Genomic DNA, 25,786 nt, shown 5'->3' on the forward strand with positions numbered 1-25,786 from the left:
TCCCGTAGGGGGTGCGAGGGCCCCCTGCGGGGCCACAACGTGGCGGGGGCAGGGGGGTATTCCCGAAGCGCTCCTAAACCGGGTCCACCCGTTGGATCCCGGCGCGGCGGACGACCTCCGGGCCCAGCTTCGCCGCGCGGGCGACCAGGGCCGGGCCGTCCCAGTCCGGCGGCCAGCCGTGCCACAGGCGCAGCCTGCCGCCGACGACGACCGCGGCGATCTGGTCGCGGTTCGCCAGGCGGACGAGTTCCCACCGCAGGTCGTACGACGGCGTGAGCTCGGGGACGCGGAGGTCCACGACGAGGAAGTCGGCGGCCTTGCCGACCGCGATCTCCCCGGTCACCTTGCCCAGCCCGAGCGCATCGGCGCTGCGCGAGGTCGCATGCTCCAGCCACAGCCGCCCGGCCCCGCACACCGAGTCGCCCTCGGCCATCCCGTACGCCAGCCGCTGTGCGGTCTCCCCCGCGTCGAGCAGCCGGAAGCCGTCGCCGCGGGTGCCGTCGGTGCCCATGCCGAACCGCACGCCCATCGCCGCCAGCATGGTCGCCTGCGCGACGCCGTTGCCCTTCCAGGCGCTGGCCACCGGGTTGTAGCTGATCGCGGCACCGGAATCGGCCAGCAGCCGTATCTCCGCGGGGGTCAGCAGGGTGGCGTGCGCGCCCAGGGTGTGCGGGCCCAGCGCGCCGATGTGGTGCAGATGGCCGAGGGGGCGGCGGCCGACGCTCTTCAACGAGCGCTCCACGGAGGCGAGATGCTCGTTGACGTGCACCTGGAGCACCGCACCGGCCTCGGCACACAGGTCGGCGGTCTTCTTGATGACCTCCGCGGGCGCGTCCTCGGGCACGGCGATCGCCAGCGAGGGGTGGATCAGCGGATGCCCGTCCCACCGCGCCAGGTGCTCCGGACCGCCCGTCCCGCTGGAGACGATCTTCGACAGTACGCAGCGGATACCGGCTTCCTCCGTGCCCCTGGCCACCGCCCGGACATCGACGGGCGCACGGGTCCCGGCGTCGGCGACGGTGGTGAAGCCGCCGCGCAGCGCCTCCAACGCGGCCAGTTTCGCCGAGAGATAGGCGCTCTCCTCGTCCAGGGCGTGCTCCAGCGGCTCCCAGATCGTCTTGAAGATCTCCGACGGCTGGCCGAACGACTGGGCCTTGCCGAAGCTCTGGGTCAGATGGTGGTGCGCGTCCACGAAGCCCGGCATCAGCAGATGGCCGTCCAGGCGCACCGGCGGAAGGCCCGGGTGGGCGGCGATGAGCCCTTCGGCCGGCCCGATCGCGCGGAACTTCCCGCCCTCCACGAGCACGGCCCGGCCCCGCACCGGCCCGTCCGGCAGGAGCAGCACCTCGGGTACGAGCAGCTGCCGTGCGCCGTGGAAGTGCGCGGGCCGCGGACCGCCGTCCGGCCCGTGCTGCGCCGCGTCGTCGTCGCGGGTCGCGGCGTCCGCCGTGCCTGCACCGCCGACGCCGGACGCGCCGACGAATCCGCCCACACCGGCCAGAAACCCTCGCCGGCCGAAGCCGCTTCGCTGTTCGTTCGCCAACCCGCTCGCCTGCTTCCGTGCTTCGGTACTCGCGTACCGCTCGTCGATGGGTCCCCGGGGTGGCCTGACCCTAGGACCGCCCAAGAAGCGGAACAAGGGTTCCGGCATACGGGATTTGAGAGATGGGGGCGTGGGTGGCGCAAGTCGTACGGGTCGCGGCCGCACCGCTGGTCAGGGCCTATGGACGGGGCGTGCGGGGTGGCGTAACCCGGCCGAAACATCAGACGGAGCCGGGCGCGTGGGCCCCACGGCTCGTCCCGCCGGCCCCGTGGGATCCTGGTACGTCGTGGATCTGCCGGACGGACGGTGGACGGACGTGCGGCGAAGACGAGGATGCTTGATGAGACTCTGCTTCCTGGTGGAGGAGCAGTACCGCGACGACGGCATGCCGCTGGACGTGATCCGCCAACTCTGCGCCTGGGGCCATCAGGTGGACGTGCTGCGGCCCGGCAGTTCGCTGATCCCGCTGTCCCGGGCGGTGCAGGCCGGCAGCCATGACGCCTGGGTCCTCAAGACCGTCTCCGGCGGGCCGGGGCTGTCCCTGTTGGAGGCCGCCGCCTCCGTCGGGCTGACGACGGTCAACGACGTCCGGGCCATCCGGGGCGTACGGGACAAGGCGCTGGCCGCGGTGATCGCCCGCGGCAGCGGGCTGCCGGTCCCGGCGACGTACGCGGCCGCCCGGGCGGCGGACTTCGCGGAGATACCCGAGGCCGAGTACCCGCTCGTGGTCAAGCCGGCCGACGGCAGCTCGGGGCGCGCCGTCCGGCTGGTCGAGACGCCGGACCGGCTGACCGGACCGGGCGCCGGGCCCGCCGACGGCGGTCTGCTCATCGCCCAGCCCTACGTCCCCAACTCCGGGGCCGACCTCAAGGTCTACTGCGTCGCCGGTGAGCTGTACGCGACCGAGCGGTGCTCACCGCTGCACCCCGGCCGCGCCGTACGGGAGCGCCAGGTCCCGCTCACCCCCGAGGTCGCCCGGATCGCCGAGGAGGTCGGCGCGGTCTTCGGCCTCGACCTGTACGGCGTCGATGTGCTGCTGGGGCCGACCGGGCCGGTGGTCGTCGACATCAACGACTTCCCCAGTTTCCGCCAGGTGCCGGACGCCGTCGCCCGGGTGTCCGCCGCGATCGTGCGGCTCGCCCGTGAGGGGGCCGGGCGGGCGGTGGTCCCTCCGGCGCGGCTCTCCTCGGCGGCGGCCCCGCTGGCGGCGATCGGCGGAGAGCGGTGAGGGTCGGCCTGATCACCGCCGATCCGGGACATCCGCTGCTGGCCGCGGTCACCGCACTGCTGACGCCGCATCACCAAGTGGTGCACCTGGGCTCCGGCGAGGAGGCCCACGGACGCGGCCGGGACCTGCCGCCCCTCGACGTCTGCCTGCTCAAGGCACGTACCCCGGGGGCGCTGGCCCTGGCCGCCCGCCTGGAGGAGCGCGGCGTCCCGGTGATCAACTCCAGGGCCGCGACGGAGCGTTGCCAGGACCGGGTGGAGATGGCGGAGTTGGCGCGCGCCGCCGGGCTGCCGTTCGCCCGGACCTCGTTCGTGCCCACCCTGGGGCGGCTGGCCGCGGCCGGCGAGCCGGCCACCCCGCTGGTGATCAAGAGCCGGCACAGCCGGCGCCACGACCTGGTGGCGCGGGCCGACAGCGCCCGGCAGCTGCGGCGGCTGGCCGCCGACTGGCCCGAAGAGCCGGTGGTCGTCCAGGAGTTCACCGCGAACAGCGGCTGGGACCGCAAGCTGTGGGTGGTCGACGGGCGGCTCTTCGCCGCGCTGCGCCGCTCGGAACTGGCCCCGGGCGGCCGGGGGCCGACCCGCCCGCTGCCGCTGGACGAACTCCCCGCGGGCTGGGCCGCGTACGCCCTGGAAGTCGGCGCGGTCTTCGGCCTGGAGGTCTACGGCGTGGACCTGCTCGACGCCGGCGCGGGCCGGCCCGTCATCGTGGACGTCAACGCCTTCCCCGGCATCCGGGGCCAGGCCGGCGCCCCGGAGGCGCTGGCGGCGCTCGCCCTCCGTACGGCGGCGCGGGAACCGGAAGCACAGCGCCAGGCACCCGCCTGAACCGATCATCCGCGGAAGAAGATCGAACCCAAGCGGCACCGAGACGGAACCTCCCGCTCCACAAGGACTGACGCACCGACGCCCGGGGTAGCGCTGGCCCGTCAGGGGGGCGTGCTGCGCCGCGCCTTCCTTCCGTACGTATGGGGAGAGGCCAGCCACGGTGACACAGCCATTCGAACTGCCCAACTTCTACACGCCCTATCCGGCGCGGCTCAACCCGCATCTGGAGGCGGCGCGTACGCACTCCAAGAAGTGGGCCCGCGACATGGGGATGCTGGAGGGCTCGGGCATCTGGGAGGAGAAGGACCTCGACGCCCACGACTACGCCCTGCTGTGCTCGTACACCCACCCGGACTGCGACGCGGACGCGCTCTCGCTGGTCACCGACTGGTACGTCTGGGTCTTCTTCTTCGACGACCACTTCCTGGAGAAGTTCAAGCGGACGCTGGACCGGGAGGGCGGCAAGGAGTACCTCGACCGGCTGCCCGCCTTCATGCCGATGGACGACTCCGCGGCCGTGCCCGAGCCGGTCAACCCGGTCGAGGCGGGCCTGGCCGACCTGTGGGCGCGCACTGTGCCGCACATGTCGATGGACTGGCGCCGGCGGTTCGCCGAGAGCACCGAGCATCTGCTCAACGAATCGCTGTGGGAACTGTCCAACATCAACATCAACCGGGTGCCCAACCCCGTCGAGTACATCGAGATGCGCCGCAAGGTCGGCGGCGCCCCCTGGTCGGCGGGCCTGGTGGAGTACGCGACCGGCGCCGAGGTCCCGGCGGCCGTCGCCGGCTCCCGGCCGCTGCGGGTGCTCAAGGACACCTTCTCCGACGGCGTCCACCTGCGCAACGACCTCTTCTCCTACCAGCGCGAGACGGAGGAGGAGGGCGAGCTGAGCAACGGCGTCCTGGTGCTGGAGACCTTCTTGGACTGCACCACCCAGGAGGCCGCCGACTCCGTCAACGACCTGATCACCTCGCGGCTCCAGCAGTTCGAGAACACGGTGGTCGCGGAGCTGCCCGCGCTGTTCCTGGAGAAGGGCCTGGACCCCGCGTCGTGTGCCGACGTGCTGGCGTACGCCAAGGGCCTGCAGGACTGGCAGTCCGGCGGCCATGAGTGGCACATGCGCTCCAGCCGCTATATGAACGGCGGCGGCGCGGCGGCCGGCTCGGGAGCGCCCTGGTCGCCGTTCTCCGCCGGCGGCCTCGGCACCTCTGCGGCCGATCTCAAGACCGCGCTGGCCACGGCGGCCGCGCACCGCCTGCGCAGCTCCACCCACGTCCCGCACCAGGAGGTCGGGCCGGCCCGCATCCCCGACATCTACATGCCCTTCACCGCCACCCTCAGCCCCCACCTGGAGGGCGCCCGCCGCCGGCTCGTCGACTGGGCGCACCGGATGGGCATCCTGCAGCCGCAGCCCGGTGTGCCGCTCTCCGACGTCTGGGACGAGCCCGCGATCATCCGCCACGACCTGCCGCTGTGCGCGGCCGGCATCCACCCCGACGCGACGCCCGAGCAACTCGACCTGACCTCCGGCTGGCTGGCCTGGGGCACCTACGCCGACGACTACTACCCGCAGGTCTTCGGCCGCCCCCGCGACATCGCCGCCGCCAAGGTCTGCACCGAGCGGCTGTCGGCCTTCATGCCGCTCGACCTGGGCCCCACCCCGGAGCCGGTCAACGCCCTCGAACGCGGCCTGTCGGACCTGTGGACCCGCACCGCCGGGCCGATGACCCCGGAGGCCCGCGAGGCGTTCCGCGCGGCCGTCGACACGATGACGGCCAGCTGGCTCTGGGAGATCGACAACCAGGTCCTCAACCGCATCCCCGACCCGGTCGACTACATCGAGATGCGCCGCGCCACCTTCGGCTCCGACCTCACCATGGCCCTCAGCCGCATCGGCCACGGCCGGCGGGTCCCCCCGGAGATCTACCGCACCGGCACGCTGCGCTCACTGGAGAACTCCGCCGCCGACTTCGCCTGCCTGCTGAACGACGTCTTCTCCTACCAGAAGGAGATCGAGTACGAGGGCGAGGTCCACAACGGCATCCTGGTCGTCCAGACCTTCTTCGACTGCGACTACCCGACCGCGCTGGCCATCGTCAACGACCTCATGACCTCCAGGATGCGCGAGTTCCAGCACGTCGCCGCCAAGGAACTCCCGCTCCTCTACGACGACTTCCAGCTCTCCGCCGAGGCCCGCGAGGCGCTCGACGGCTATGTGCGCGAGCTGGAGAACTGGATGTCCGGCATCCTCGTCTGGCACCGGGACTGCCTGCGCTACACCGAGCACGAGCTGCGCCATCCGCCGGGTTCGCCGGGCTGGCTGGGCGCGCCGTCGGGGCTCGGCACGTCGGCGGCCCGGCTCTTCAAGGGCGCCCTCGCCGGCGTCGGATAGGCCGTCGGCCGTGCCGTAGCGCCGGGCCGCAGCTCGCCGGACCCGCCCGGCGCCAGGCCAACGGGCCCGTAGGACCAGCGCCTGCGGGCCCACGCCATGCCCCCTGTGCTCCTCCCGTGCGCGCTACCACGTCATGTGCCACCGACCTATGGTTCATGACCCCCGCGGGTGCGGGGGGGGGTCGGCGGTGAGGGGACGGGCGATGGCGGCAGCGGGTGCGGCGGGCGGCTCGGCGGGCGGATCGGCCTCCCGGCGGGCGCAGGAAGCCCGCAGGCAGGAGCGGGTGTTACGCGAGCAGTGGCGGGCGGCCCGGCAGCAGGCCGAGCGCTGGGAGGCGGCGAGCGAGGGCGAGCAGCGGGTCGCCGCCCAGCTGCTGATGCTGACCGAACGCGGCTGGCGGCTGCTGGTGGACCGGCGCTGGCCCGGCACCCGCGCGGCCAACGTGGACATGCTGCTGATCGGCCCCGGCGGGGTCTTCGTCATCGACGTCAAGAACTGGCGGGCCGCGCCCGAGCCTTCGTGCGGACGGCTGCTGGCCGGCGGATTCTCCCGCGACGAGCACCGGCGCAAGCTGCTCGCGGTCACCAAGGCCGCCGAGGTCGCGGTGGCGTCCCTGGGGATGTCCCCGGTGGCGGTGCGCCCGCTGATGGCCTTCGCCGGGCAGCGCGTCGACGCCGAGCTGGGCCGGGTACGGCTGCTGGGCGAGCACGAGATCGGCCCCGCGCTGCTGTCGGAGCGCACCCGGCTGCCCGCGGCCTCGGTCCGCGCCCTGGCCGAGCATCTGGGCCGGGTCTTCCCCGAGTACGAGGACCCGGCCGACCACCGGCCCGCCCGCACGGCCACCCGCCCGCCGACGGACGGGGCCGACGGCCTCTTCGACCTCGACGGGCTCCGCGAGGCCGCGCTGGACGAAGCGCGCCGGGCCCCCATCGAGCAGTGGATGAGCTTCCTGGACCCCGAACAGCTCGCGCTGGTACGCCGCAACTGGGCCGGCCCCGCCCGGATCAGCGGTCCGGCCGGCACCGGCAAGACGGTTGTGGGCCTGCACCGCGCGGCCCACCTCGCCCAGCGCACCGGCGGCCGCGTCCTGTACGCCACCTTCGCCAACAACCTGCCCCGTGTGCAGGCCACCTTCCTCAGGGCCATGGCCCCGGCGGTCGCCGACCGGATCGACTTCCGCAGCCTGCACTCCTGGGCGCAGGAGTACCTCCACAGCCGCGGTGTCCCCGTCCGCCTGCACAAGGACAAGGCCGAGACGGCCTTCAGCCTCGCCTGGAAACACGTCGGCCGGGACAGCTGCCTGGCCGAGATCGACCCGCTGCCCCGCTACTGGCGCGAGGAGATCGACTACGTCATCAAGGGCCGCGGCATCACCTCCTTCGACGAGTACGCCGGGCTCGCCCGCCGTCGCCGCCGGGCCGCCCTGCGCCGCCCGCACCGGCAGGCCGTCTGGGCCCTGTACGAGGCGTACGAGGCCGAGCGCACCGGGCGCGCGGTGCACGACTTCAACGACGTGCTCTCCCTCGCGCTCGCCGAGGCGGCCGGCCGCAACCACCACTGCGGGTACACGGCCGTCGTCGTGGACGAGGTCCAGGACCTCACCCTCGTCGGGGTGCGCCTGCTGCACGCCCTGGTCGGCGACGGCTCCAACGGGCTGCTGCTCATCGGCGACGGGCAGCAGTCGGTCTACCCCGGAGGCTTCCGGCTCTCCGACGCCGGCATCGACATCCGCGGCGACCGGGGGCAGGTGCTGCGCGCCAACTACCGCAACAGCAAGGAGATCGTGGACACCGCGCTCTCCCTGGTCGCCGAGGACGCCTTCGAGGACCTCGACGGGCTGCGCACACCGGGCCGCCGGGACGTGGACCTGACCTACCATCACGGCCAGGTGCAGCGCGCCGCACTGCCCACGGCGGCCGGCCACGACCGGGCGCTGCTGGCCGCCCTGCACGCCCTGACCCCCGAGGAGCGGGCCGACTCCGCCGTCCTGTGCTCCTCCAAGCGCGCCATCGAGCGCTACCTCCGCCTGCTGACCCGCGCGGGCATCGGGGTCTGCCCGCTGGAGCAGTACGACGGGAACCCGTCCGAAGGGGTGAAGCTCGGCAGCTACCGCCGCGCCAAGGGCCTGGAATTCAAGCGCGTCTACCTGCCCCGGTACGACGCCGTCCTACCACCCGAGACCAAGCAGGGCACCGGGGGAGCGGGCGTCGAAACGGCCCGCGAACAAGGGGAACTGGCCCGCAGTCAGCTCTTTGTGGCGATGACCCGGGCGCGGGACGTGCTGTGGCTGGGAAGTGTCACGGGGGCCGGGGGTGAATATCCGATTCGTGATGAATAGTCTCATATGGTATGTGGAACCTTCCGGCCATGCGACATATGACTGCTTTGCTTGGCGCGGCGGCAATCACCGGGACGGCGCTCGCCGCGTTCGCCCCCGTCCGTGCGCAGGCCACCACCGGCACCATCACCTTCCACATGCGCCCGCACAACAAGCAGTACGAGATCCTCGACCCGGGTGACGACCACTGCTACGGCCTCGGGGACGGCGGTGGAGAGGTGGGCAACGAAACCCCCCTCGACCTCATCCTGTGGTCCTCCCGCGACTGCACCGGGAAGGCGATGGCCACGGTCCCGGCCGGCGAGTGGGCCCGCTTCACGCGGTACGGAAGCCTGCAACTCGACCCGGACAGCGCACCGGAGCCGGACCCGCGCGATTCCGAGGACCCGTCTTACGAGGATCCGGGTGACTCCGGCGACCCGTCGGACGCTCCGGACCCGCGCGATACCGGTGAGCCCTCGGACTCCGGCGACCCCTCGGACGCCCCGGACCCGTCCCGCTCGCCGGACCCGCGCGACTCCGACGATCCGTCGCGTTCCCCGGATCCCCGTGACTCCGCGGACCCGCGGGACCCGGCGGATCACTCCGACGCCCCGGACCCGTCCCGTTCCCCGGACCCGTCCCGTTCCCCAGACCCGTCCCGTTCCCCGGACCCGCGTGACTCCGCGGCCCCGTTCGATCCCCGGGACCCCTTCCGTTCGCCGGACCCGCGTGACCCGATGCATCCCTCGGGTGCCCCGACGCCCACCAAGTCCCCGGACCCGGCGCGTTCCCCGGCTCCCGCCAGGACGCCGGCGCCGGCCAAGTCCCCGGCGCCCGCCAAGTCCCCGTATCCGTCCGACGCTCAGGACCCCGTGAACTCCCCGGACCGGGGCGACGCCCCGGCGCCCGCGCGCTCCCCTGCGGCCGCCAAGTCCCCGGCTGCCAAGCCGACGCCCTCCAGCGCGCCGGCCAGGCCGAGCACCCGCCCCAAAGTGGTCGGCCGCCCCGCGGGTGACTCGCCCGCCGAATAAGGCGCGCGGTGCCGGGCTCGGTGCTGTTGAACCGGTGAGGCCGCAGCGCCGCCCAGCGGGAGGCACCCCCTAGGGGCCGGCCCGTCTCCTCGACCTCCGTCCCACGGAAGTCGGGGAGACGGGCTTTCCGCTCTGCACCTCGCGGACCCAGGCCGTAAGTCCGGCCAGGAAGCCGGCCCGGTCGCCGGGGGAGAGCCCGTCCAGTGCGCGCAGCAGCGGCTCGCTGCGCCGGGCGACGAAGGCTTCGAGCGGGGGCGGTAGTCCTCGGACAGCGACACCAGGATCCGGCGGCGATGCGAAGCGCGAACCGGCCGAGGCGCACTGGCGCGAGGAGTGCCGTACCGGCGCGAGGACGGGCGTACTGGACGGCCCGCTACACCGCGGTCCGGGGGCGCCGCGCACGTGTGGCCGGGGTGGTCGCCGCGGGCGGACGTACGGGAGCCGGGGGAGCGAGCGGGCCCGCCCCCTTGATGGTGCGCAGGACGGGCGCGGTCTCCAGGGTGCGGATCGCCGTGCGGTTGCCGAGGCGGTGGGTGAGGTAGCGGTGCAGGGCCGCGGGCCCGGGGCACAGGGCGTGCGCGACCAGGTTCGTGGGGCCGGTGGTGGCGGCGACGAAGGCCAGTTCGTCGTGGCGGGCGAGGTCGGTGGCGACCTGGTCGAGGTGGGTGGGGGCCACGGTCATCCAGAGCAGGGCCTGCGTGGTGGCCCCGTACAGCGCGTCGTCGACCTCGACGTCGAAGAAGAGCGTGCCGGACGCCCGCAGGGCGGTGAGGCGGCGCGCGACGGTGGCCGGTGACCAGCCGGTGGCCGCGGCCAGTTCGGCCTGGCCGGTCCGGCCGTCCCGCTGGAGCGCGGCCAGCAGTCGGACGTCGCCGTCGGTCAACTCCACGACGGGGATGGGGTGTTGTCCGCCGTCACGATCGCCGGGACCGTCCCGGCCGTCCCGTCCGGTGTTGTCGTCGTCCGCCCGTGCGGGGGGCGCCAGTTGGCGCTGCCGGGCCTCGTCCAGGACGTTGGCGCGGCCGCGCCAGGCGGTGGGGCCGCCGAGGTAGGTGTGGAGCAGGTAGTGGGCGGAGACCGCGGTGATGCCGGCGGTGCGCGGGATGTCGTGCAGCAGCAGTGAGTGCCCGGCGGCATCGGCCGGGGTCTGCACGACCGTGATGATCTCGGTGCCGCCGGAGGCGAGCTTCACCCAGGAGGTGTCCGCGCGCCGGGCCAGCGCGTGGGCGAGGTCCTGGGCGCTGTGCGGGGCGGAGGTGAGCCGTACCAGCCACTGCGCCCGGCCCGCGCGGTGCGGATCGGCGAGCCCGACGACCCGCAGTCCGGCCGCCGCGCGCAGCCGCCGGTAGCGGCGGGCCACGGTCTGGGTCGACACCCCGAGCACCGCGGCGATCCGGCTGAACGGCGCCCGCCCGTCGAGGTGCAGCGCGTGGACCAGCCCGCGGTCGACGTCGTCGAGCCGCACGGCCGCACCTTCTTGGACCCGCTCGATGGATGAATCCTTCACCAGTCCGGCTCCGATGGAAAAGATCGGCGATCTCGGCGCCGCAGAGGGAATCCCACCGTACGCGCCCGCAGGCTCTCCCGTGCGCTCCGCCGCAACCGGCCGGATGTGCGGAAACCGCCGTACGCCGCGCCGCCGCATCCCTCGCATCCCCTGAACGGAGGCCCCCATGCCCGCTCGCCGCCGCTGGGCCGCCCTGGTGATCCTGCTGATCGCCGAGGCCATGAACCTGCTCGACGCCACGATCATGACGGTCACCGCCCCGGTGATCCATGCCGACCTCGGAGGGCCCGCCTCCGCCATCCCCTGGTTCAGCGCCGCCTACACGCTGCCGTTCGCGGTGCTGCTGATCACCGGTGGCCGGCTGGGGGACATCGCCGGGCGCAAGCGGGTGTTCCGGATCGGGGTCGCCGGGTTCGTGGCCGCCTCGGTGGCCTGTGCGCTGGCCGCCTCACCGGCGCTGCTGATCACCGCGCGGGCCGCCCAGGGCGCCGCGGCGGCGCTCGTCATCCCGCAGACCATCGGTCTGATCCGGAGCATGTTCGACGGCGACGAACTGGCCAGGGCCATGGGCAGCATCGGCCCGGTCATGGGGCTGGCCGCGGTCTGCGGTCCGGTACTCGCGGGCGTCGTGACGCACGCCGATCTGCTCGGCTCGTCCTGGCGCGCGGTGTTCTTCGTCAACGTCCCGCTCGGCCTGGGGGTGCTCGCCGCGACGCCCCTCCTGCGGGAGGACCGCTCCGCGCGACGGCCGCGCCTCGACCTCGCGGGCACCGCGCTGGCGGTCCTCGGCATGGGTCTGACCGTCCACCCGCTGATCGACGGCGGCCCGGCCTGGGGCTCGCCCCGGCCCTGGGCCGTGCTGGCCGCCGGTCTCGCCGTCCTGGCGGTCTTCGGTGCCCACCAGCGCCGCCGCGGTGCGCGGGGCCGCAGCGCGCTGGTCGAGACCGGGCTCTTCCGGGACCGCGGTTTCCCGGCCGCGCTGGCCGCCTCCGTGCTCTTCTTCGCGGTGATCAACGGCCTGATGATGGTGATCGTGCTGCAGCTCCAACTCGGGCCGCACACCGATGTCCGGTCCGCCGGCCTCACCCTGCTGCCGTGGTCGTGCGCGATGGCGGTCTCCTCCTGGATCGCGGGCGCCCGCCTGGTGCCGCGCCACGGCTCGCGCGTGATGTTCGCCGGGCTGGCCGCCCTGCTCGTGGGCGCCCTGGCCGCCGTCGCGGTCTATGCGACCGGTCCGGCGACGTCCTACCCGTGGCCGCTGCCGGCCGCGCTGGCCGCCTGCGGCCTGGGGCAGGGGCTGTTCGCCGTCGCCTTCTTCGCCACCGCCCTGCACCGGGTCCGCCCGCACGAGACGGGCTCCGCGGCCGGGTTGCTCAACGCCGCCCAGCAACTCGGCGGCACGCTCGGCGTCGCGCTGCTCGGCGCGGTCTTCTTCCACGCCGTCGGCGCATCCGTCACCACCACCACCACCGCTACCGCCACCGGCACATCGGTCGCGGACGCCGCGCTGCACGGCGCCCGGAACGCCTTCTGCGCCGCCGTGGTGGCGCTCGCCGCCACCGGTGTCGCCGCGGTGCCGATGCGCCGGCCTCGTCGCGGCCCGGAGCCGGCGGCGCGCCGCGACCGGACCGTCAAGTCCCGTGCCGGCTACGGAGGGTCATAGTTGCCTGGTGAGGGCGGGTTCGCTCAAACGCGGCGCCGCATTCGGAGCGTCACCCGCAGGCACTTTGCGTGGTAATGAAAAGAATTTCGGCGTATGTCTGAAATTTCATGCATTTTTCCTTGTTGGTGGCAGGTTGGCGTCGTAGCTTGGGAGTTGACGGAGCTGGAAAAACGGCTCGTCAGCAAAGAACCGATCGAGGAGGAAGCATGAGCTTCCGGAACGTCTTCCCACGTAGGCGCGACAGGTGCGACTGGGACGACCACGGTGGGCACCGCGGCCGTCGGCGGTTCCGCCGCAGGCACGGTCGCAGGCTCCGTAGGCGCCGTTACTTCGGCTACTACGACTAAGTCAAAGCTCTGAGCTCGAGGCTGGCTCGCGTGACACGCGGGTCCGCCTCGTGTGTATAGGGGCACCCCGCGGTTCCCCAGCCTCGGCTTTCCCGAGCAGCCCGAGATGACGTAGCGACCATGCATCTGCGCAGCTCCCGCCGGCGAACGGCACGCGATGAAGCGCCCGCGCCGCCGCCCCAACAAGGCACCGGAACACCGCCCGTTGGCCAGGGCCAGGGCCTCGGGCGCGGCCTGTGGGCGGCGCAGGCGGACCCCTCGATCCGCACCAGGCGCGTCGGCCTGAAGGAGTCGATCCGTCGCTTCTGGCCGCTGACCAAAGGCGACCGCCGCTGGATCTTCCTGGTCTGCCTGGCCGCCATCGGGGCCGCGGCCACCGAGACCGTGGCGATCCTGGTCTTCGCCCAACTCACCGACAACGCCCTGCAGAAGGGCTCGGTCAGCGCCTTCTGGCAGCCCGCCGGGGTGTGGCTCGGCGTCGCCGTCATCGGCGCGGTGGTGGGCTACCTCGGCAACTCGCTCGCGGCCTGGACCGCCGAGCGTTTCGTGATGCGCCTCCGGGCCAGGGTCTTCGCCCATCTGCAGAAGCTGCCGCCGCACTTCTTCCAGCGCAACCGCCGCGGCGACCTGCTGGAGCGGATGACGGGCGATGTCGACGCCATCGAGGAACTCGTGGTCTCCGGCCTCGTGCAGGCCGTCGCGGCCCTGTTCGGCATCGTCTTCTACGCCGGTGCCGCCCTCTGGCTGCGCTGGGACCTGGCACTGGCCACATTCCTGCTGGCCCCGGTGTTCTGGTACGCCACCCAGCGCTTCACCAGCCGGGTGAAGGAGATCTCCCGCCGGGAGCGCGCCGCCGACGGCGCCATCACCTCGGTCGTCGAAGAGGGCCTGGTGAACGTCGTGATGACCCAGGCGTACAACCGGCAGCACGACGAGGAGCAGCGCCTCCAGCGCCGGGCGGACACCTGGTTCAGGGCCTCGGTGAGCAGCGCCCGCCTCAACGGGCTCTACGACCAGATCGTGGAACTGCTCGAAACCCTCTGCGTGCTGGCGATCATCGGCCTCGGGGCGTGGGAGATCTCCGCGGGCCGGATGAGCCTCGGACAGCTGCTGGCCTTCGCCGCCTTCGTCGGCTACCTCTACCCGCCGATCCGCTCCCTGGGCCAGCTCGGCCTGACCGCCACCGAGGCGACCGCCGGCTCCGAGCGCCTGCTGGAGATCCTCGACGCCCGCCCCGCCGTCAGCGACCCGCCGCCGTCCCTGGCCGCCCCGCCGCGCTTCGACCGCGCCGTCGGGGAGGTGGAGGCGCGGGCGGTCGACTTCCGCTACCCGGGAGGCTCCGAGGACGTCCTGAAGGACTTCTCCTTCACCGCGGTCCCCGGCGAACTGCTGGTCATCACCGGACCGAGCGGCGCGGGCAAGTCGACCCTGGCGGCGCTGCTGCTGAGGTTCTACGACCCGGACACCGGCAGCATCCGGCTGGACGACGTGCCCGTGGACCAGATGCCGCTGGCCCAGCTCCGCCGCAACATCACCCTGCTGCCGCAGGACACCCTCGTCCTGCACGACACCGTGGAGGAGAACATCGCCTGCGGGCTGGTCCACGTCCACCCCTCCCACGACGAGGTCGTACGCGCCGCCCGGGCGGCCGACGCCCACGACTTCATCAGCGCCCTCCCGGAGGGCTACGACACCGTCATCGCCCCCGGTACCGCCCGCCTCTCCGGCGGCCAGCTCCAGCGCGTCGCGATCGCCCGCGCCGTGCTGCGCGACGCCCCGGTACTCGTCCTCGACGAGCCCACCACCGGCCTGGACGTGCTGGCCACCCAGCGCATCCTCGGCCCGCTGCGGCGCCTCGCCGAGGGCCGCACCGCGATCGTGATCAGCCACGACCTGGACCTCGCCGTGGAAGCCGACCGCATCCTGGTCCTGGACGGCGGCCGACTGGTGGAGTCGGGCACCCACCCCCAACTCCTGGACCGGCACGGCCTGTACGACACGCTCTTCCACGCCCATCCCCCCGCCCGCACCCACAACGGCGCCCCGAGCCGCGCCGCCGGCCGATCGAGGACCGGACCGGTCAGAGAAGGGGCCGGTCAAGGGCCTGCTCGGCCCAGATGATCTTGCCGCCGGGGGTGTAGCGGGTGCCCCAGCGCTGGGCGAGCTGGGCGACGAGGAACAGACCGCGGCCGCCTTCGTCCTCCGCCGCGGCGTAGCGCAGGTGCGGAGCGGTGCTGCTGGTGTCGGAGACCTCGCAGATCAGCGTGGAGTCGAGCAGCAGGCGCACCCGGATCGGACCGGTGGCGTGCCGGATGGCGTTGGTGATCAGCTCGCTGACGATGAGCTCGGTGGTGAAGGCCGACTCCGCCAGGCCCCACTGCGTCAGCTGCCGGGTGATCTCCGCGCGCGCGTCGGCCACCGCCGCCGGGTCGGAGGGGACCTCCCGGTCGGCGATCCGCTCGGGGGCCAGTCGGCGGGTGCGCGCGACGAGCAGCGCGATGTCGTCGCGCTGGCGGTCCGGCAGCAGGGCGGCCAGCACGGCCTCGCAGGTCTCGTGCGGCGTCCGGCCCGGCTGCGCCAGCGCCGTGGCCAGCAGCCGCAATCCGGTGTCGATGTCCCGGTTGCGGTCCTCGACGAGGCCGTCGGTGTACAGCACGAGGCTGCTGCCCTCGGCCAGCGGCAGGTCCGTCGACTCGAAGGGCAGCACGCCGAGACCGAGCGGCGGGCCCGCGGGCAGCTCGGGGAACTCCACGGTGCCGTCGGGATGCACCAGCGCCGGCAGGAGGTGGCCGGCGCGGGACAGGCTGCACACCCCGGAGGAGGGGTCGTAGATCGCGTACAGGCAGGTGGCCCCCGCGACCATGGCGTCCTCGTTGGCCGCGGCCGTCTCCTGGTCGATCCGGTTGATCAACTCGTCCAGGTGGCTGAGCAGGTCGTCCGGCGGCAGGTCGAGGGTGGAGAAGTTCTGCACCGCGGTGCGCAGCCGGCCCATCGTGGCGGCCGCGTGCAGGCCGTGGCCGACCACGTCGCCGACGACCAGCGCGACCCGGGCGCCCGGCAGCGGGATGACGTCGAACCAGTCGCCGCCCACCCCGGTCTGCGCGGGCAGGTAGCGGTGGGCGATGTCGAGGGCGTTCTGCTCGGGCAGACCGCGCGGGAGCAGGCTGTGCTGCAGCGTGACGGCCAGGGCGTGCTCGCGGGTGAAGCGCCGGGCGTTGTCGATGCACACCGCCGCCCGGGCCGCCATCTCCTCGGCCAGCGACAGCTCGCTCTCCTCGAAGGCGGTGCTCTCCCGGGTCCGCCAGAAATTGGCCACCCCCATGAGCACCCCGCGCGCCTGGAGCGGCACGGTGATCAGCGACTGGCAGCCGTGGCTCAGCACCAGCTGGAAGCGCTCGGGGTCCTGGTCGCGCCAGTGGTCGGCGACCTGCAGATCCGGTACGAGCACGGACTCCCCGGTCACGAAGACCATGGCCATCGGCGTGGTCCCGGCGAAGCTGTGGAGTTCGCCCGCATGGTAGAGCGGATGGTCGTCGCGGATGCCGGCGAGCGCCACCCGGCGCAGCTCCGGAGCCTCCTCATACGCCCCCTGCGGCGGCTCCTCGCCGCTCAGCACCGGCTCGGCGAGGTCGACGGTGACGTAGTCGGCGAACCGCCCCACGGCGACCTGGGTCAGCTCCTCGGCGGTGCGCCGCACATCCAGGGTGGTACCGATCGCCACGCTGGCGTCGTAGAGCAGCCGCAGCCGGCTCTGGGCGGCCTCGGCCTTCCCCGCGAGGGCGAGCAGCTCGGTGGAGTCCCGCAGCGTGGCCACGCTGCCGGGCGGGCCCCCACGGCGGTCGGTGGGCCGGTTGTTCACCGCCAGCAGCCGGTCGCCGACCTGGAGCACCTCGTCGGTGACCGCGCGCCGGGACGCCAGCAGCTCGGCCACCCCGGGGGAGAGCCCCAGCTCGTCTACAGGGCGCCCCTCCGCGTCGGACGCCAGGTCGAGCAGCCGGCGCGCCTCGTCGTTCGCCAGCAGGACGCACCCGTCCGCGTCGACGATGATCACGCCCTCGCGCACGGCGTGCAGCACCGCGTCGTGGTGCTCGTACATACGGGTCATCTCCGCCGGTCCGAGCCCATGGGTCTGGCGCTGCAACCGCCGGCTCACCAGTGCGGTACCGGCCGTGGCCAGGCCGAGCGCCGCCGCCCCGGTGCCGAGGACGACCGGCAGCTGCCGGTCGATCGCGCTGCTCACACGGCTGACCCGCATACCGGCCGACACCAGGGCCACGACCTTGCCGTGCGCGTCCATGACCGGCACCACCGCCTGCACCTCGTGACCGAGCGGGCCGTGGACGCTCTCCAGCGTGACCTTGCCGTTGAGCGACGGCTTGATGGTGCCGACGAAGTGCCGGCCGATCTCCTTCGGCTTGGGGTGCGTGTAGCGGATGCCGTCCCGGTTCATGATCACGATGAAGTCGAGCCCGCCCTGTTTGCGGGCGGACTCCGTCCGCGGCTGGAGCACCGCCGACGGGTCCTTGCCGCGCAGCGTCTCCACCAGCCCGGGGCTGTGCGCGAACGCCTCGGCCGCCGCCAGCGAACGATCGCGCGCCCCCTGGAACCGGTCGCTGCGGGCCTGCACCAGCAGCGTGATCACCGCGGCCACGACGAGCAGCAGCACGATCAGGACCTGCAGAAGGAACAGCTGACCGGCGACGCTGTGGACACTGGCCAGCGGCCGCGGGCGTCGCCCCGGCGATCCCGGCGAGGCGGCACTGTGCGCACGCCGACTGCGGCCCGGGCGCCGACCGGTGAACCAGCGCCCCGAAGGCAGCCACGGGAAGCGGCCGGATTTTCGGGCCATGTCCCATATGTACCGCTCGTTTGGCACCTCCGACACACACCACGCCGGGGTATCGGATGACGGTATGACGAGAGCGGGCGGCGCCGGGCCGCCCCGCCCCTGCCCAGAACCGGCCCAGAACCGGCCCGGGGCCGCCCGGGGCCGGTTGCCGGCTCGGGCACGTGGCACATGCACGTAGATGGCGGCCGGCGGGCGGCTACCGGCATCGCGTGCGGCTGGGGTCGGCCGTCCGGGCGACCGGCATCGGAGGTGGCTGGGGCCGGCTGTCCCGGCGACCGGCATCGGAGGTGGCTGGGGTCGGCTGTCCCGGCGACCGGCATCGGAGGTGGCTGGGGTCGGCTGTCCCGGCGACCGGCCACGAAGGTGACGACGAGTACCGCTATGGGGGGAGCCGCGAGGCAGGCGTAAGCGGTGGTGACCCGGGGGCGCACGCTCCACGCGGCGACCAGGCCCCAGCGCGGCCTCGGCAGGGGGGTGACGCCGGGGACGGGCATGTACCGACCAGCAGACGGTGCCGAGCACTCACCCACCACCTGCCCGCGGCACCCGGCCCACTCGCGCGGCGGCTCCTGTCCCCCGACCGATCAGCCGCGCCCCTGAGGACGCTCCACGCCGTCCACTTCCTTCACCGGCCGCCAGGACGGATCCCTGTCCATCTGCGCGGCCGCGGCGATCTCCATCCATCCGTGCTCCTCGGCGAACACCTCGCCGGTGGCCTCGTCCAGAGCCCTGTGGACGATGCCGCACACATCGACCGGCCCCGCCTTGTGCACGGGGTCCACGACCACGACGGGATCGCCTTCCCCGCATCCGGACCACTCCCAGCGCCCCCCGGCCGTGTACAAGACGGCCTCCCCCAGATAGGCGCCCAGGCCGCGGACGAGGAGATCGGTGTTGCCCCCCTGTTCCAGGTAGGCGATGGCCGCAGCCTCCAGGACGGGCAGCGTGCCAGGGCTGTAGTCGTCCGCGAAGCCCTCCGGGAGCGCAAGCGCCCCCAGCTTGGACAGCTCGATGGCGATCTCGTCCAGCCACACACCAAGAAACCCACCGGCCCCGGGGGACTGATCACCGTCGACCACCTGGCCACCTCCGCGGACGCCGAGTTCTCGTAGGGGGCGCCCAGGGTATGCCGCGCGCCGGCTCCGCCGTGCTCAAGTGCCGGGCGCGCCTATCGGGTTGGGGCATAGGCCGGGCGCGGCGTGCGGGTCCATCCGGCCGTGCTCCTGCCCGGCCGCCACCGAAGCAGGCCGGATGTTTTCCGGACACCCCCCACGGTCTGGTGTGTGGGAACTACAGTCTTTGACTGTGCCGTACATCACATAACGGTGCTGGGTGAGCTGCCTGGGTGGGGCAGCCAAGTGCCCGAGTTTGCGAGATCTGGGGGCTCCATGCATGACATGGCCAAGGGCTCGAACGTCGCGCTGACGGCCCTGAGTGAGAACGCCGGTTCGGTGATCCTCAGCTTGGGCTGGGTCAGTCCGACCGGTGAAGGCGATGCGGATGTGTCCGTCCTGCTGCTGGGGGCGAACGGCAAGGTGCGCAGTGACAGCGACTTCTACTTCTACAACAACCCGGTTGCCGCTGACGGCAGTGTGCAACTACTGGGCAAGACGCCGACGGAGAGCGGCGACGAGGACAGGATCAGCTTCGATCTGACGGCTGTCCCGGCCGACATCGACCGGATCGTCGTGGCAGCGAGCCGCTATCAGGGGGCCGGCTTCGGGGAACTGGAAGACCTGAAGGTGACGTTGGCCGACGGGGGCGGCGAGAACCTCCTCAGGTTCGCCATCGACGACGCAGGAACGGTGAGCGCGATCATCTTCGGCGAGCTGTACCGGCGCGGGGGAGAGTGGAAGTTCCGTGCCGTCGGGCAGGGTTACGACGCCGGCCTGGCCGGCCTGGCGACGGACTTCGGCGTCGACATCGAGGACGACGCGGGCGTAGAAGAAGCGCTGAATGGCGCAGTGAGCAACGAGCAAGCCGATATGACGGTTCACGTTTCGGTCGTCGAGCAGGAACCGCAGGCGTCACCAGGCTTGGTTCCGTCTCCCCGCCCGCCTTGCGACGAGGTGGGGCCGAAGAAGGCGGCACGGCCGCGCACCGCGAAGAAGGTCACCGTGCCCAAGGCGGCCAGGAAGTCTCTGGCGGAGAACGAGTCCTGGAAGCAGGCCAGACTCTTTCCGGTTTCGGTGCTCAAGAGCGACCGGGACCGGGAGATGCGCGCTACGTCGGTACTGCTGTCGGTGATGGCGCAAGTACCGGAGCTCGGCCGGAGGCTCACGGCGGCATTCGGAGCACCGGCGGGCCGCATGGAGACGTTCACCGAGGTCTCCCTGCCGCACGGTGATGCCCCACGCCGCCCCGACGGAGTGATCCGTGTCGAGCGGGCCGGCAAGCTGTGGACCGCGCTGGTGGAAACCAAGACCAACGGCAATGACCTGAAGCCCGATCAGGTGCAGGCGTATATGGACATCGCCGCACGCCGTGGATACGAGGCTGTGATCACCCTGTCGAACGATGTCGCGCTGGAAGGCAGCCCGCTCGTCGACGTGAAAATCGATGGACGGCGCAAACACAAGGTGGCCCTTTGGCACCTCTCCTGGGCCGAAGTCACGTACCAGGCACAGATGCTGATCCGGCACGAGGGCGTCAGAGACAGGGCGCATGCCTGGCTGCTCCAGGAATTGCTGTACTACCTACGGCATGAGAACTCCGGCTGCCACGGCTTCCAGAACATGGGATCGGCCTGGGTCCCCGTACGCAACGGGATCGATGACGAAACCCTGTGCCAGGGCGACTCGCGCGCCCTGGACGTGGTCGAGAGCTGGGAGCGGCTCATCCGTCAGCTCTGCCTCAGCCTCGGTGGCGAACTTGGGCAGAAGATACTGCCCGTCCAGCGCGCCAAGCGTGGAACCGATCCGAAAGCGCGCCGCAGCCTCCTGGCCGATCAGCTGTGCCGCGACGGCAGACTTCAGGCAGAGCTCCGCATCGAGGGCGCACCGGGGATCCTGGCGATCAGCGCCGACCTGCGCACCGCCAAGCTCCGCACCTCCATCGAGATCCCCGCACCCGAGCAGGGCTACCCGTTGACGTGGGCCAAACGCCTCATCCGCCGATTGGCCGAGGCACCGGCAGACCTGCACGTCGAAACGCTGGTCCAAGGAGAGGCCGGGGGGCCGCGGGGCACGCTGGAACGGCTCCGCCCGGAGCCGGCGGACATGATCCCCAAGATCAACGACAGCCGGATCACCGGCTTCCGACTGTCCCTCTTCAAAGGCATGGGCAGCGGTCGTGGCAACGCCGAATCGGGTTTCATCCGCAGCGTCGATGACGCCGTGCATCGCTTCTACACCAGTGTGGTTGTCCACCTGGATCGTCCGACGCCCCGGCGAGCAGCAACGAAGGTACATGCCGTATCCGAATGACACGCGGCCGTGGACAGTGACACGCGAGCACCTCGCACCCGCGACTGCCCACGGGGCGCGTGGCCTAGAGGCCAGGGGGCTGCAAACCGGCTGCGCGCCCTGAGCTCGGGAATGGCGGCAGCCGGCTCAGCATCGGCCGCGAAGAGCAATTGCCCGAAGTGGTCTGAGAGTTCGCACCTGTTGATCGTTTCCTTGAACCGCCTGAGCCCTCCCCCGTTGCAGGACACCACGGGGGAGGGCTCAGACGTGGGAATCAGGAGTGCCAGCGATTGCGGCCGTCAGAGGCTGGGCCGCAGACCAGAGGGGTACCGGAGGAGGAGACAGCGACTGCACCGGCGGGGGAGCAGAACGAACCGGGATGCTTGACCGGTCGACTGCCGCTGTCGTCGCCGGAGCCGCCCGAAGACGTAGAGCCTCCGGAACTGTCGTTCCCCCCGCCGGGGGGATTCGGAACGGGGTGCAGCCTGCTGCCCTCCGACCTGGGGCATGAGGTGCCGGGCTCGGCCACCTTGAGATACGCCGTCTGCTGCTCTGGGTTCGGGATTTCCTTGCCGGCCTCTGGATCCTGGAAGCACACCTTCCACTCATCCGGCTCGGTGGGCGGGGCGACATCGGTGTATGCGCCCTCGGCCTCGATTTCGGTGATGCCCTTCTTCTCCACCGATTCCGACGCCTTGGTGAAGGTCATGCCCACGACGTCCGGCATCTTCGGCCAGGGGATCGGGGCGCCGTCCTTGGCCGGGCAGGGAGTCCCGCTCTGGACTACGCCGAAGTCGAGCGCTGGATCGGCTCCGGCTTGCTTGGCCTTTGCCTGGAAGCAGACGTGCCAGTTGTCGGCGTCCCACTGGGCGGCGTCGTTCTCGGAGGCGTCGTGGGAGACGGCGTTGTAGCCGTCGACGGCTGCGGCTTCTTGGGCTTCCCTGAGGGATTTCCCCACGTAGCGGGGAGGCTCGCTCCTGCTGGGCGCAGGCGACGCAGCGGCTGACTGCTCGGTGGTTGGCCTCTGTGGCAGTGCGGCCTTCGCCTCATCCTGTGATGTCTTCGGGTCCGAGACGAGGATCACAATGAACCAGAGCAGGGAGAGCGCCGTCGCGACGATCTTCTTCGCCGGGTTCCAGAGCGTCAGCCATGCCAGCGCGATCCCAGCGGGCGGGAAGAAGATCAGCAAGAGGACGACTAACGCCGGGTGCTGCCACCAGCGCCGCACAGGCAGAGGTGGTGGCGGGACATATGGGTGTGTCGGGTACACGGCTTCCCTCGGGAGGTTCGAGCGGACTCTGGGAAGGGGGGTGGACGGGCGAGAGTACGCAGCAGCCCGAAGGTTTCGCCGCTGAACAGGGGAGGTCGGCCAGATCTGGCCCATGAGGCTCGCGGGAGGAGTCGATCACGCGATTGCAGCCGAAACTGCGACCACGAAACGACGAAGGCCCCGACCGGTGAACCGGTCGGGGCCTTCCATCAGGCGGAGGATACGAGATTCGAACTCGTGAGGGGTTGCCCCCAACACGCTTTCCAAGCGTGCGCCCTAGGCCACTAGGCGAATCCTCCGCCGCAAACAATACAAGACGTTGGGGAGTGCTCGCGAACATGATCCGGGGGAGGGGCGCGGAGGGGGTCGGAGCGGGGGTGCGGGCCGGGGTCGGGTTCGGCTGTCGGGGGGTGGATCCGCTACTGTGGTGCGCAGCCCCTCACGTGGCGCTATCTGACTGAACTCCCCCAGGGCCGGAAGGCAGCAAGGGTAGGTCGGCTCTGGCGGGTGCGTGGGGGGCGCTTGCGTTTGCGATGGGGCCCGCCCCTGCTGGAGCGAAGCGGAGAACTTGGGGAAGGGCCGGTTGTCAGTGGGGCCCGATATCGTCGTATGCGTGTCGTCCCTTGCGCTGTACCGCCGATACCGACCCGAGACCTTCGCCGAGGTCATCGGGCAAGAGCACGTGACCGATCCGCTGCAGCAGGCGTTGCGGAACAACCGGGTCAACCACGCCTATCTGTTCAGCGGGCCACGCGGCTGCGGCAAGACGACCAGCGCCCGGATTCTCGCGCGATGCCTGAACTGTGAGGAAGGTCCCACTCCCACGCCCTGCGGGACGTGCCAGTCGTGTGTGGACCTGGCCAGGAACGGGCGCGGGTCCATCGATGTGATCGAGATCGACGCGGCGTCGCACGGAGGCGTGGACGACGCCCGTGAGCTGCGGGAGAAGGCGTTCTTCGGGCCCGCCAGCAGCCGGTACAAGATCTACATCATCGACGAGGCCCATATGGTCACCTCCGCGGGGTTCAACGCCCTGCTGAAGGTGGTCGAGGAGCCGCCGGAGCATCTGAAGTTCATCTTCGCCACGACCGAGCCCGAGAAGGTCATCGGGACGATTCGGTCGCGGACCCATCACTATCCGTTCCGCCTGGTGCCGCCCGGGACGCTGCGCGACTACCTGGGGCAGGTGTGCGGCCAGGAGGACATCCCGGTCGAGGACGGGGTGCTGCCGCTGGTCGTGCGGGCCGGCGCCGGCTCCGTGCGTGACTCGATGTCGGTGATGGACCAGCTGCTCGCCGGCGCTGCCGCCGAGGGTGTGACGTACGCCATGGCGACGGCCCTGCTGGGGTACACCGACGGGTCGCTGCTGGATTCGGTGGTGGAGGCGTTCGCCGCCGGGGACGGGGCGGCGGCCTTCGAGGTGGTGGACCGCGTCATCGAGGGCGGCAACGACCCCCGCCGTTTCGTGGCGGACCTGCTGGAGCGGCTGCGGGACCTGGTGATCCTGGCGGCGGTGCCGGACGCGGGGGAGAAGGGACTGATCGACGCCCCCGCGGATGTGGTCGAGCGGATGACGGCGCAGGCGTCCGTGTTCGGCGCGGCCGAGCTGAGCCGGGCGGCCGATCTGGTCAATACGGGCCTGACGGAGATGCGCGGGGCGACCTCGCCCCGGTTGCAGCTGGAACTGATCTGCGCGCGGGTGCTGCTGCCCGCGGCGTACGACGACGAGCGGTCGGTGCAGGCGCGACTGGACCGCCTGGAGCGCGGTGCGGGTGCGGCGCTGCTCGGCGGGGCGGGCGGTGCCGGCGGTGTGACCGGCAGTCCTGGTGGTGACCTGGGGGCCGGGGTCGCGCCTGTGGTGGCCACGGGTGGGCCGGCGGCCGGGTATGTGCCGGGCCCGGAGGCGCATCCGGCGATGCCGGCCGCGGGGCCGTCCGGTCCGGCGGCAGCCCGTGCCGCGGTGCGGGGCGCGACAGGCGGCGGTGCGGCGGCGCATGGCGGCCCGGGTGGCGGTGCGGGGGCACCGGCTGCTGCGGGCGGCCCGGCCGCGACGGCCCCTCCGGCTCCGGCTCGGGATGCGGGTGGTTCGGGCGCGCCCGGCGGGGCCATGGCCGCGCCCGGTGGAGAGCAGCAGCAGGGGGCCGGCGGCGGTGCCGCGGGAGGGCCGCAGAGCGGTCCGGCGGGCGGTGCGCAGGGCGCCGGCCAGGAGGGCGCGCCCGCACGGCCCGGGGCCTGGCCCGGAGCCGCGGGCCGTGGCAACGGCGCGGGCGGAGCGGGCAGCGCGGGCGGGGCACGGCAGCCCGGCGGCTGGCCGACGGCCGTGGCGCCGGGCCAAGGCGGCCAGGGGCCGCAGAGCCAGGGCGGCCAGGGGTCGCAGGGCGGTGCGCCCGCGGGGACCGGCCCGGCGGGCGGCGCGCCCGTACCGCCGCAGCCGGCGCAGACCGCTCCGGCGGCCGGTGGGCATCCGGTCGCGCAGCAGCAGCCGCCGCAGGCCGGAGTGGCCCCCGGGGCGGCGCAGGGTGCCGCGCAGGTGCGGCAGATGTGGCCGGAGATCCTGGAGGCGGTGAAGGACCGGCGGCGGTTCACCTGGATTCTGCTGAGCCAGAACGCGCAGGTCTCCGGCTTCGACGGGACGACCCTGCAGATCGGGTTCCCCAATGCCGGCGCCCGCGACAGCTTCGCCAACGGCGGCAGCGAGGACGTCCTCAAGGACGTGCTCGCCGAGCGGTTCCAGGTGCAGTGGCGCGTGGAGGCGATCGTCGACCCGTCCGGTGGGGCCAATCCGCCCGCCGGCGGTGCGCCCCGCAGCGGCGGTGGCGGCTTCGGCGGCGGCCCCGGCGGAGGCGGTGGCGGCTTCGGTGGCGGAGCGCCCGCCGCGCCGCCGCAGTCCGCACCCCCGCCCCAGCAGGGCGGCCAGGGTGCGTCCGAGTCCTCCGGCGGGCAGTACGGCCAGGGCGGCGCCGGCGGCAGCCAGGGTGCGCGGATGGCGCGGGAAGCGGTGGCCCCCTCGGCGTCTGCGGGGGGCGGTCAGGGCGGCGCCCCCGCGGCGGAGCCCTCGTACACCCCCGAGCCCCCGCCGATGTCGATCGAGTACGACATGCCGGCCGAGGACGACCCGGACCTGGTCGACTCCGCCCTCAGCGGCCACGACCTGATCGTGCGGGAGCTGGGCGCGACGGTGCTGGAGGAGTTCAACAATGAGTGAGCGGATACGGGGATGACTGGGGGACGACTGGGGGGTGACTCAGTGCGTCTGCGCGGATACGCGGATGCGGATATGTGGATGAGCAGGCGCGGAGGGCGATGAGCGGGCGCCTGCGGGGGTGGCGAGCGAGGCGCGGCGATAGGGCCTGTCCTTGGCCCCAGCCTGGCCTCAGTCCTGGCTCCCGTCCCGGCCGGACC

General features: G+C 72.5%; 14 protein-coding genes, 1 tRNA gene and 1 other RNA gene. 10 read left to right on the plus strand and 6 right to left on the minus strand.

Annotated features, from left to right (window positions below):
• Positions 1-73: 73 nt before the first annotated feature.
• Positions 74-1,543, minus strand: a complete 1,470-nt coding sequence (locus ACZ4NB_RS04315; protein ID WP_467658178.1) for an amidohydrolase family protein — start codon at positions 1,541-1,543, stop codon at positions 74-76.
• Positions 1,544-1,883: 340 nt separating this feature from the next.
• On the opposite strand from ACZ4NB_RS04315, the gene ACZ4NB_RS04320 reads away from it, so the two are divergent.
• From ACZ4NB_RS04320 to ACZ4NB_RS04340, 5 genes are all read left to right on the plus strand, one after another.
• Complete coding sequence (locus ACZ4NB_RS04320) at positions 1,884-2,771, plus strand: ATP-grasp domain-containing protein (RefSeq protein ID WP_467658179.1); 888 nt, start codon at positions 1,884-1,886, stop codon at positions 2,769-2,771.
• Positions 2,768-3,598 (plus strand): ATP-grasp domain-containing protein, encoded by an 831-nt coding sequence (locus tag ACZ4NB_RS04325; RefSeq protein WP_467658180.1) that lies wholly within the window; start codon positions 2,768-2,770, stop codon positions 3,596-3,598. The genes ACZ4NB_RS04320 and ACZ4NB_RS04325 overlap by 4 nt, the downstream gene beginning before the upstream one ends.
• Positions 3,599-3,758: 160 nt before the next feature.
• Positions 3,759-5,993, plus strand: coding sequence for a family 2 encapsulin nanocompartment cargo protein terpene cyclase (locus ACZ4NB_RS04330; RefSeq protein WP_467658181.1), 2,235 nt, complete (start codon positions 3,759-3,761; stop codon positions 5,991-5,993).
• Between the two features lie 202 nt (positions 5,994-6,195).
• Positions 6,196-8,331, plus strand: coding sequence for a nuclease-related domain-containing DEAD/DEAH box helicase (locus ACZ4NB_RS04335; protein ID WP_467658183.1), 2,136 nt, complete (start codon positions 6,196-6,198; stop codon positions 8,329-8,331).
• Positions 8,332-8,369: 38 nt separating this feature from the next.
• Positions 8,370-9,344, plus strand: a complete 975-nt coding sequence (locus tag ACZ4NB_RS04340) for a chitin-binding protein (protein ID WP_467658184.1) — start codon at positions 8,370-8,372, stop codon at positions 9,342-9,344.
• A gap of 373 nt (positions 9,345-9,717) precedes the next feature.
• Here ACZ4NB_RS04340 and ACZ4NB_RS04345 read toward each other — a convergent pair whose 3' ends face one another.
• Positions 9,718-10,851, minus strand: a complete 1,134-nt coding sequence (locus ACZ4NB_RS04345) for an Lrp/AsnC family transcriptional regulator (RefSeq protein WP_467658185.1) — start codon at positions 10,849-10,851, stop codon at positions 9,718-9,720.
• 166 nt (positions 10,852-11,017) lie between these two features.
• On the opposite strand from ACZ4NB_RS04345, the gene ACZ4NB_RS04350 reads away from it, so the two are divergent.
• Together ACZ4NB_RS04350 and ACZ4NB_RS04355 are read left to right on the plus strand one after the other, a co-directional pair.
• Entirely contained in the window at positions 11,018-12,514 is a 1,497-nt protein-coding gene (locus tag ACZ4NB_RS04350) for an MFS transporter (RefSeq protein ID WP_467658187.1), read from the plus strand.
• A gap of 467 nt (positions 12,515-12,981) precedes the next feature.
• Positions 12,982-14,982 carry an ABC transporter ATP-binding protein gene (locus tag ACZ4NB_RS04355; RefSeq protein WP_467658188.1) on the plus strand — a complete coding sequence of 667 codons (2,001 nt, stop codon included), beginning with the start codon at positions 12,982-12,984 and terminating at the stop codon, positions 14,980-14,982.
• Here the strand turns inward: ACZ4NB_RS04355 and ACZ4NB_RS04360 are convergent.
• Complete coding sequence (locus ACZ4NB_RS04360; RefSeq protein ID WP_467658189.1) at positions 14,942-17,710, minus strand: SpoIIE family protein phosphatase; 2,769 nt, start codon at positions 17,708-17,710, stop codon at positions 14,942-14,944. The genes ACZ4NB_RS04355 and ACZ4NB_RS04360 overlap by 41 nt on opposite strands.
• Positions 17,711-18,294: 584 nt before the next feature.
• A complete protein-coding gene (locus ACZ4NB_RS04365) occupies positions 18,295-18,789 on the minus strand; it encodes a hypothetical protein (RefSeq protein ID WP_467658191.1) in 495 nt (164 codons plus the stop codon).
• 309 nt (positions 18,790-19,098) lie between these two features.
• On the opposite strand from ACZ4NB_RS04365, the gene ACZ4NB_RS04370 reads away from it, so the two are divergent.
• Positions 19,099-21,135, plus strand: coding sequence for a TerD family protein (locus ACZ4NB_RS04370; protein ID WP_467658192.1), 2,037 nt, complete (start codon positions 19,099-19,101; stop codon positions 21,133-21,135).
• A 253-nt stretch (positions 21,136-21,388) separates the two neighbouring features.
• On the opposite strand, the gene ACZ4NB_RS04375 is transcribed toward ACZ4NB_RS04370, so the two are convergent.
• Together ACZ4NB_RS04375 and ACZ4NB_RS04380 are read right to left on the minus strand one after the other, a co-directional pair.
• The gene (locus ACZ4NB_RS04375; protein ID WP_467658193.1) at positions 21,389-22,303 is read right to left on the minus strand and encodes a PASTA domain-containing protein; all 915 of its coding nucleotides are present in this window, start codon (positions 22,301-22,303) and stop codon (positions 21,389-21,391) included.
• 295 nt (positions 22,304-22,598) lie between these two features.
• Positions 22,599-22,683: transfer RNA gene (locus ACZ4NB_RS04380), tRNA-Ser, on the minus strand.
• Positions 22,684-22,814: 131 nt separating this feature from the next.
• On the opposite strand from ACZ4NB_RS04380, the gene ffs reads away from it, so the two are divergent.
• Positions 22,815-22,913, plus strand: an RNA gene (gene ffs / locus ACZ4NB_RS04385) — signal recognition particle sRNA small type.
• 84 nt (positions 22,914-22,997) lie between these two features.
• Positions 22,998-25,589, plus strand: a complete 2,592-nt coding sequence (locus ACZ4NB_RS04390) for a DNA polymerase III subunit gamma and tau (protein ID WP_467658195.1) — start codon at positions 22,998-23,000, stop codon at positions 25,587-25,589.
• Positions 25,590-25,786: the final 197 nt, after the last annotated feature.

The organism is Streptomyces sp. NPDC026575 (assembly GCF_055567415.1).

Bases quoted from the DNA above. Each gene is read 5' to 3' on its own strand.
- ACZ4NB_RS04340 (WP_467658184.1), top strand. From the start codon at position 8,370: ATGACTGCTTTGCTTGGCGCGGCGGCAATCACCGGGACGGCGCTCGCC.
- ACZ4NB_RS04320 (WP_467658179.1), top strand. From the start codon at position 1,884: ATGAGACTCTGCTTCCTGGTGGAGGAGCAGTACCGCGACGACGGCATG.
- ACZ4NB_RS04335 (WP_467658183.1), top strand. From the start codon at position 6,196: ATGGCGGCAGCGGGTGCGGCGGGCGGCTCGGCGGGCGGATCGGCCTCC.
- ACZ4NB_RS04350 (WP_467658187.1), top strand. From the start codon at position 11,018: ATGCCCGCTCGCCGCCGCTGGGCCGCCCTGGTGATCCTGCTGATCGCC.
- ACZ4NB_RS04370 (WP_467658192.1), top strand. From the start codon at position 19,099: ATGCATGACATGGCCAAGGGCTCGAACGTCGCGCTGACGGCCCTGAGT.
- ACZ4NB_RS04355 (WP_467658188.1), top strand. From the start codon at position 12,982: ATGCATCTGCGCAGCTCCCGCCGGCGAACGGCACGCGATGAAGCGCCC.
- ACZ4NB_RS04360 (WP_467658189.1), bottom strand. From the start codon at position 17,710: ATGGCCCGAAAATCCGGCCGCTTCCCGTGGCTGCCTTCGGGGCGCTGG.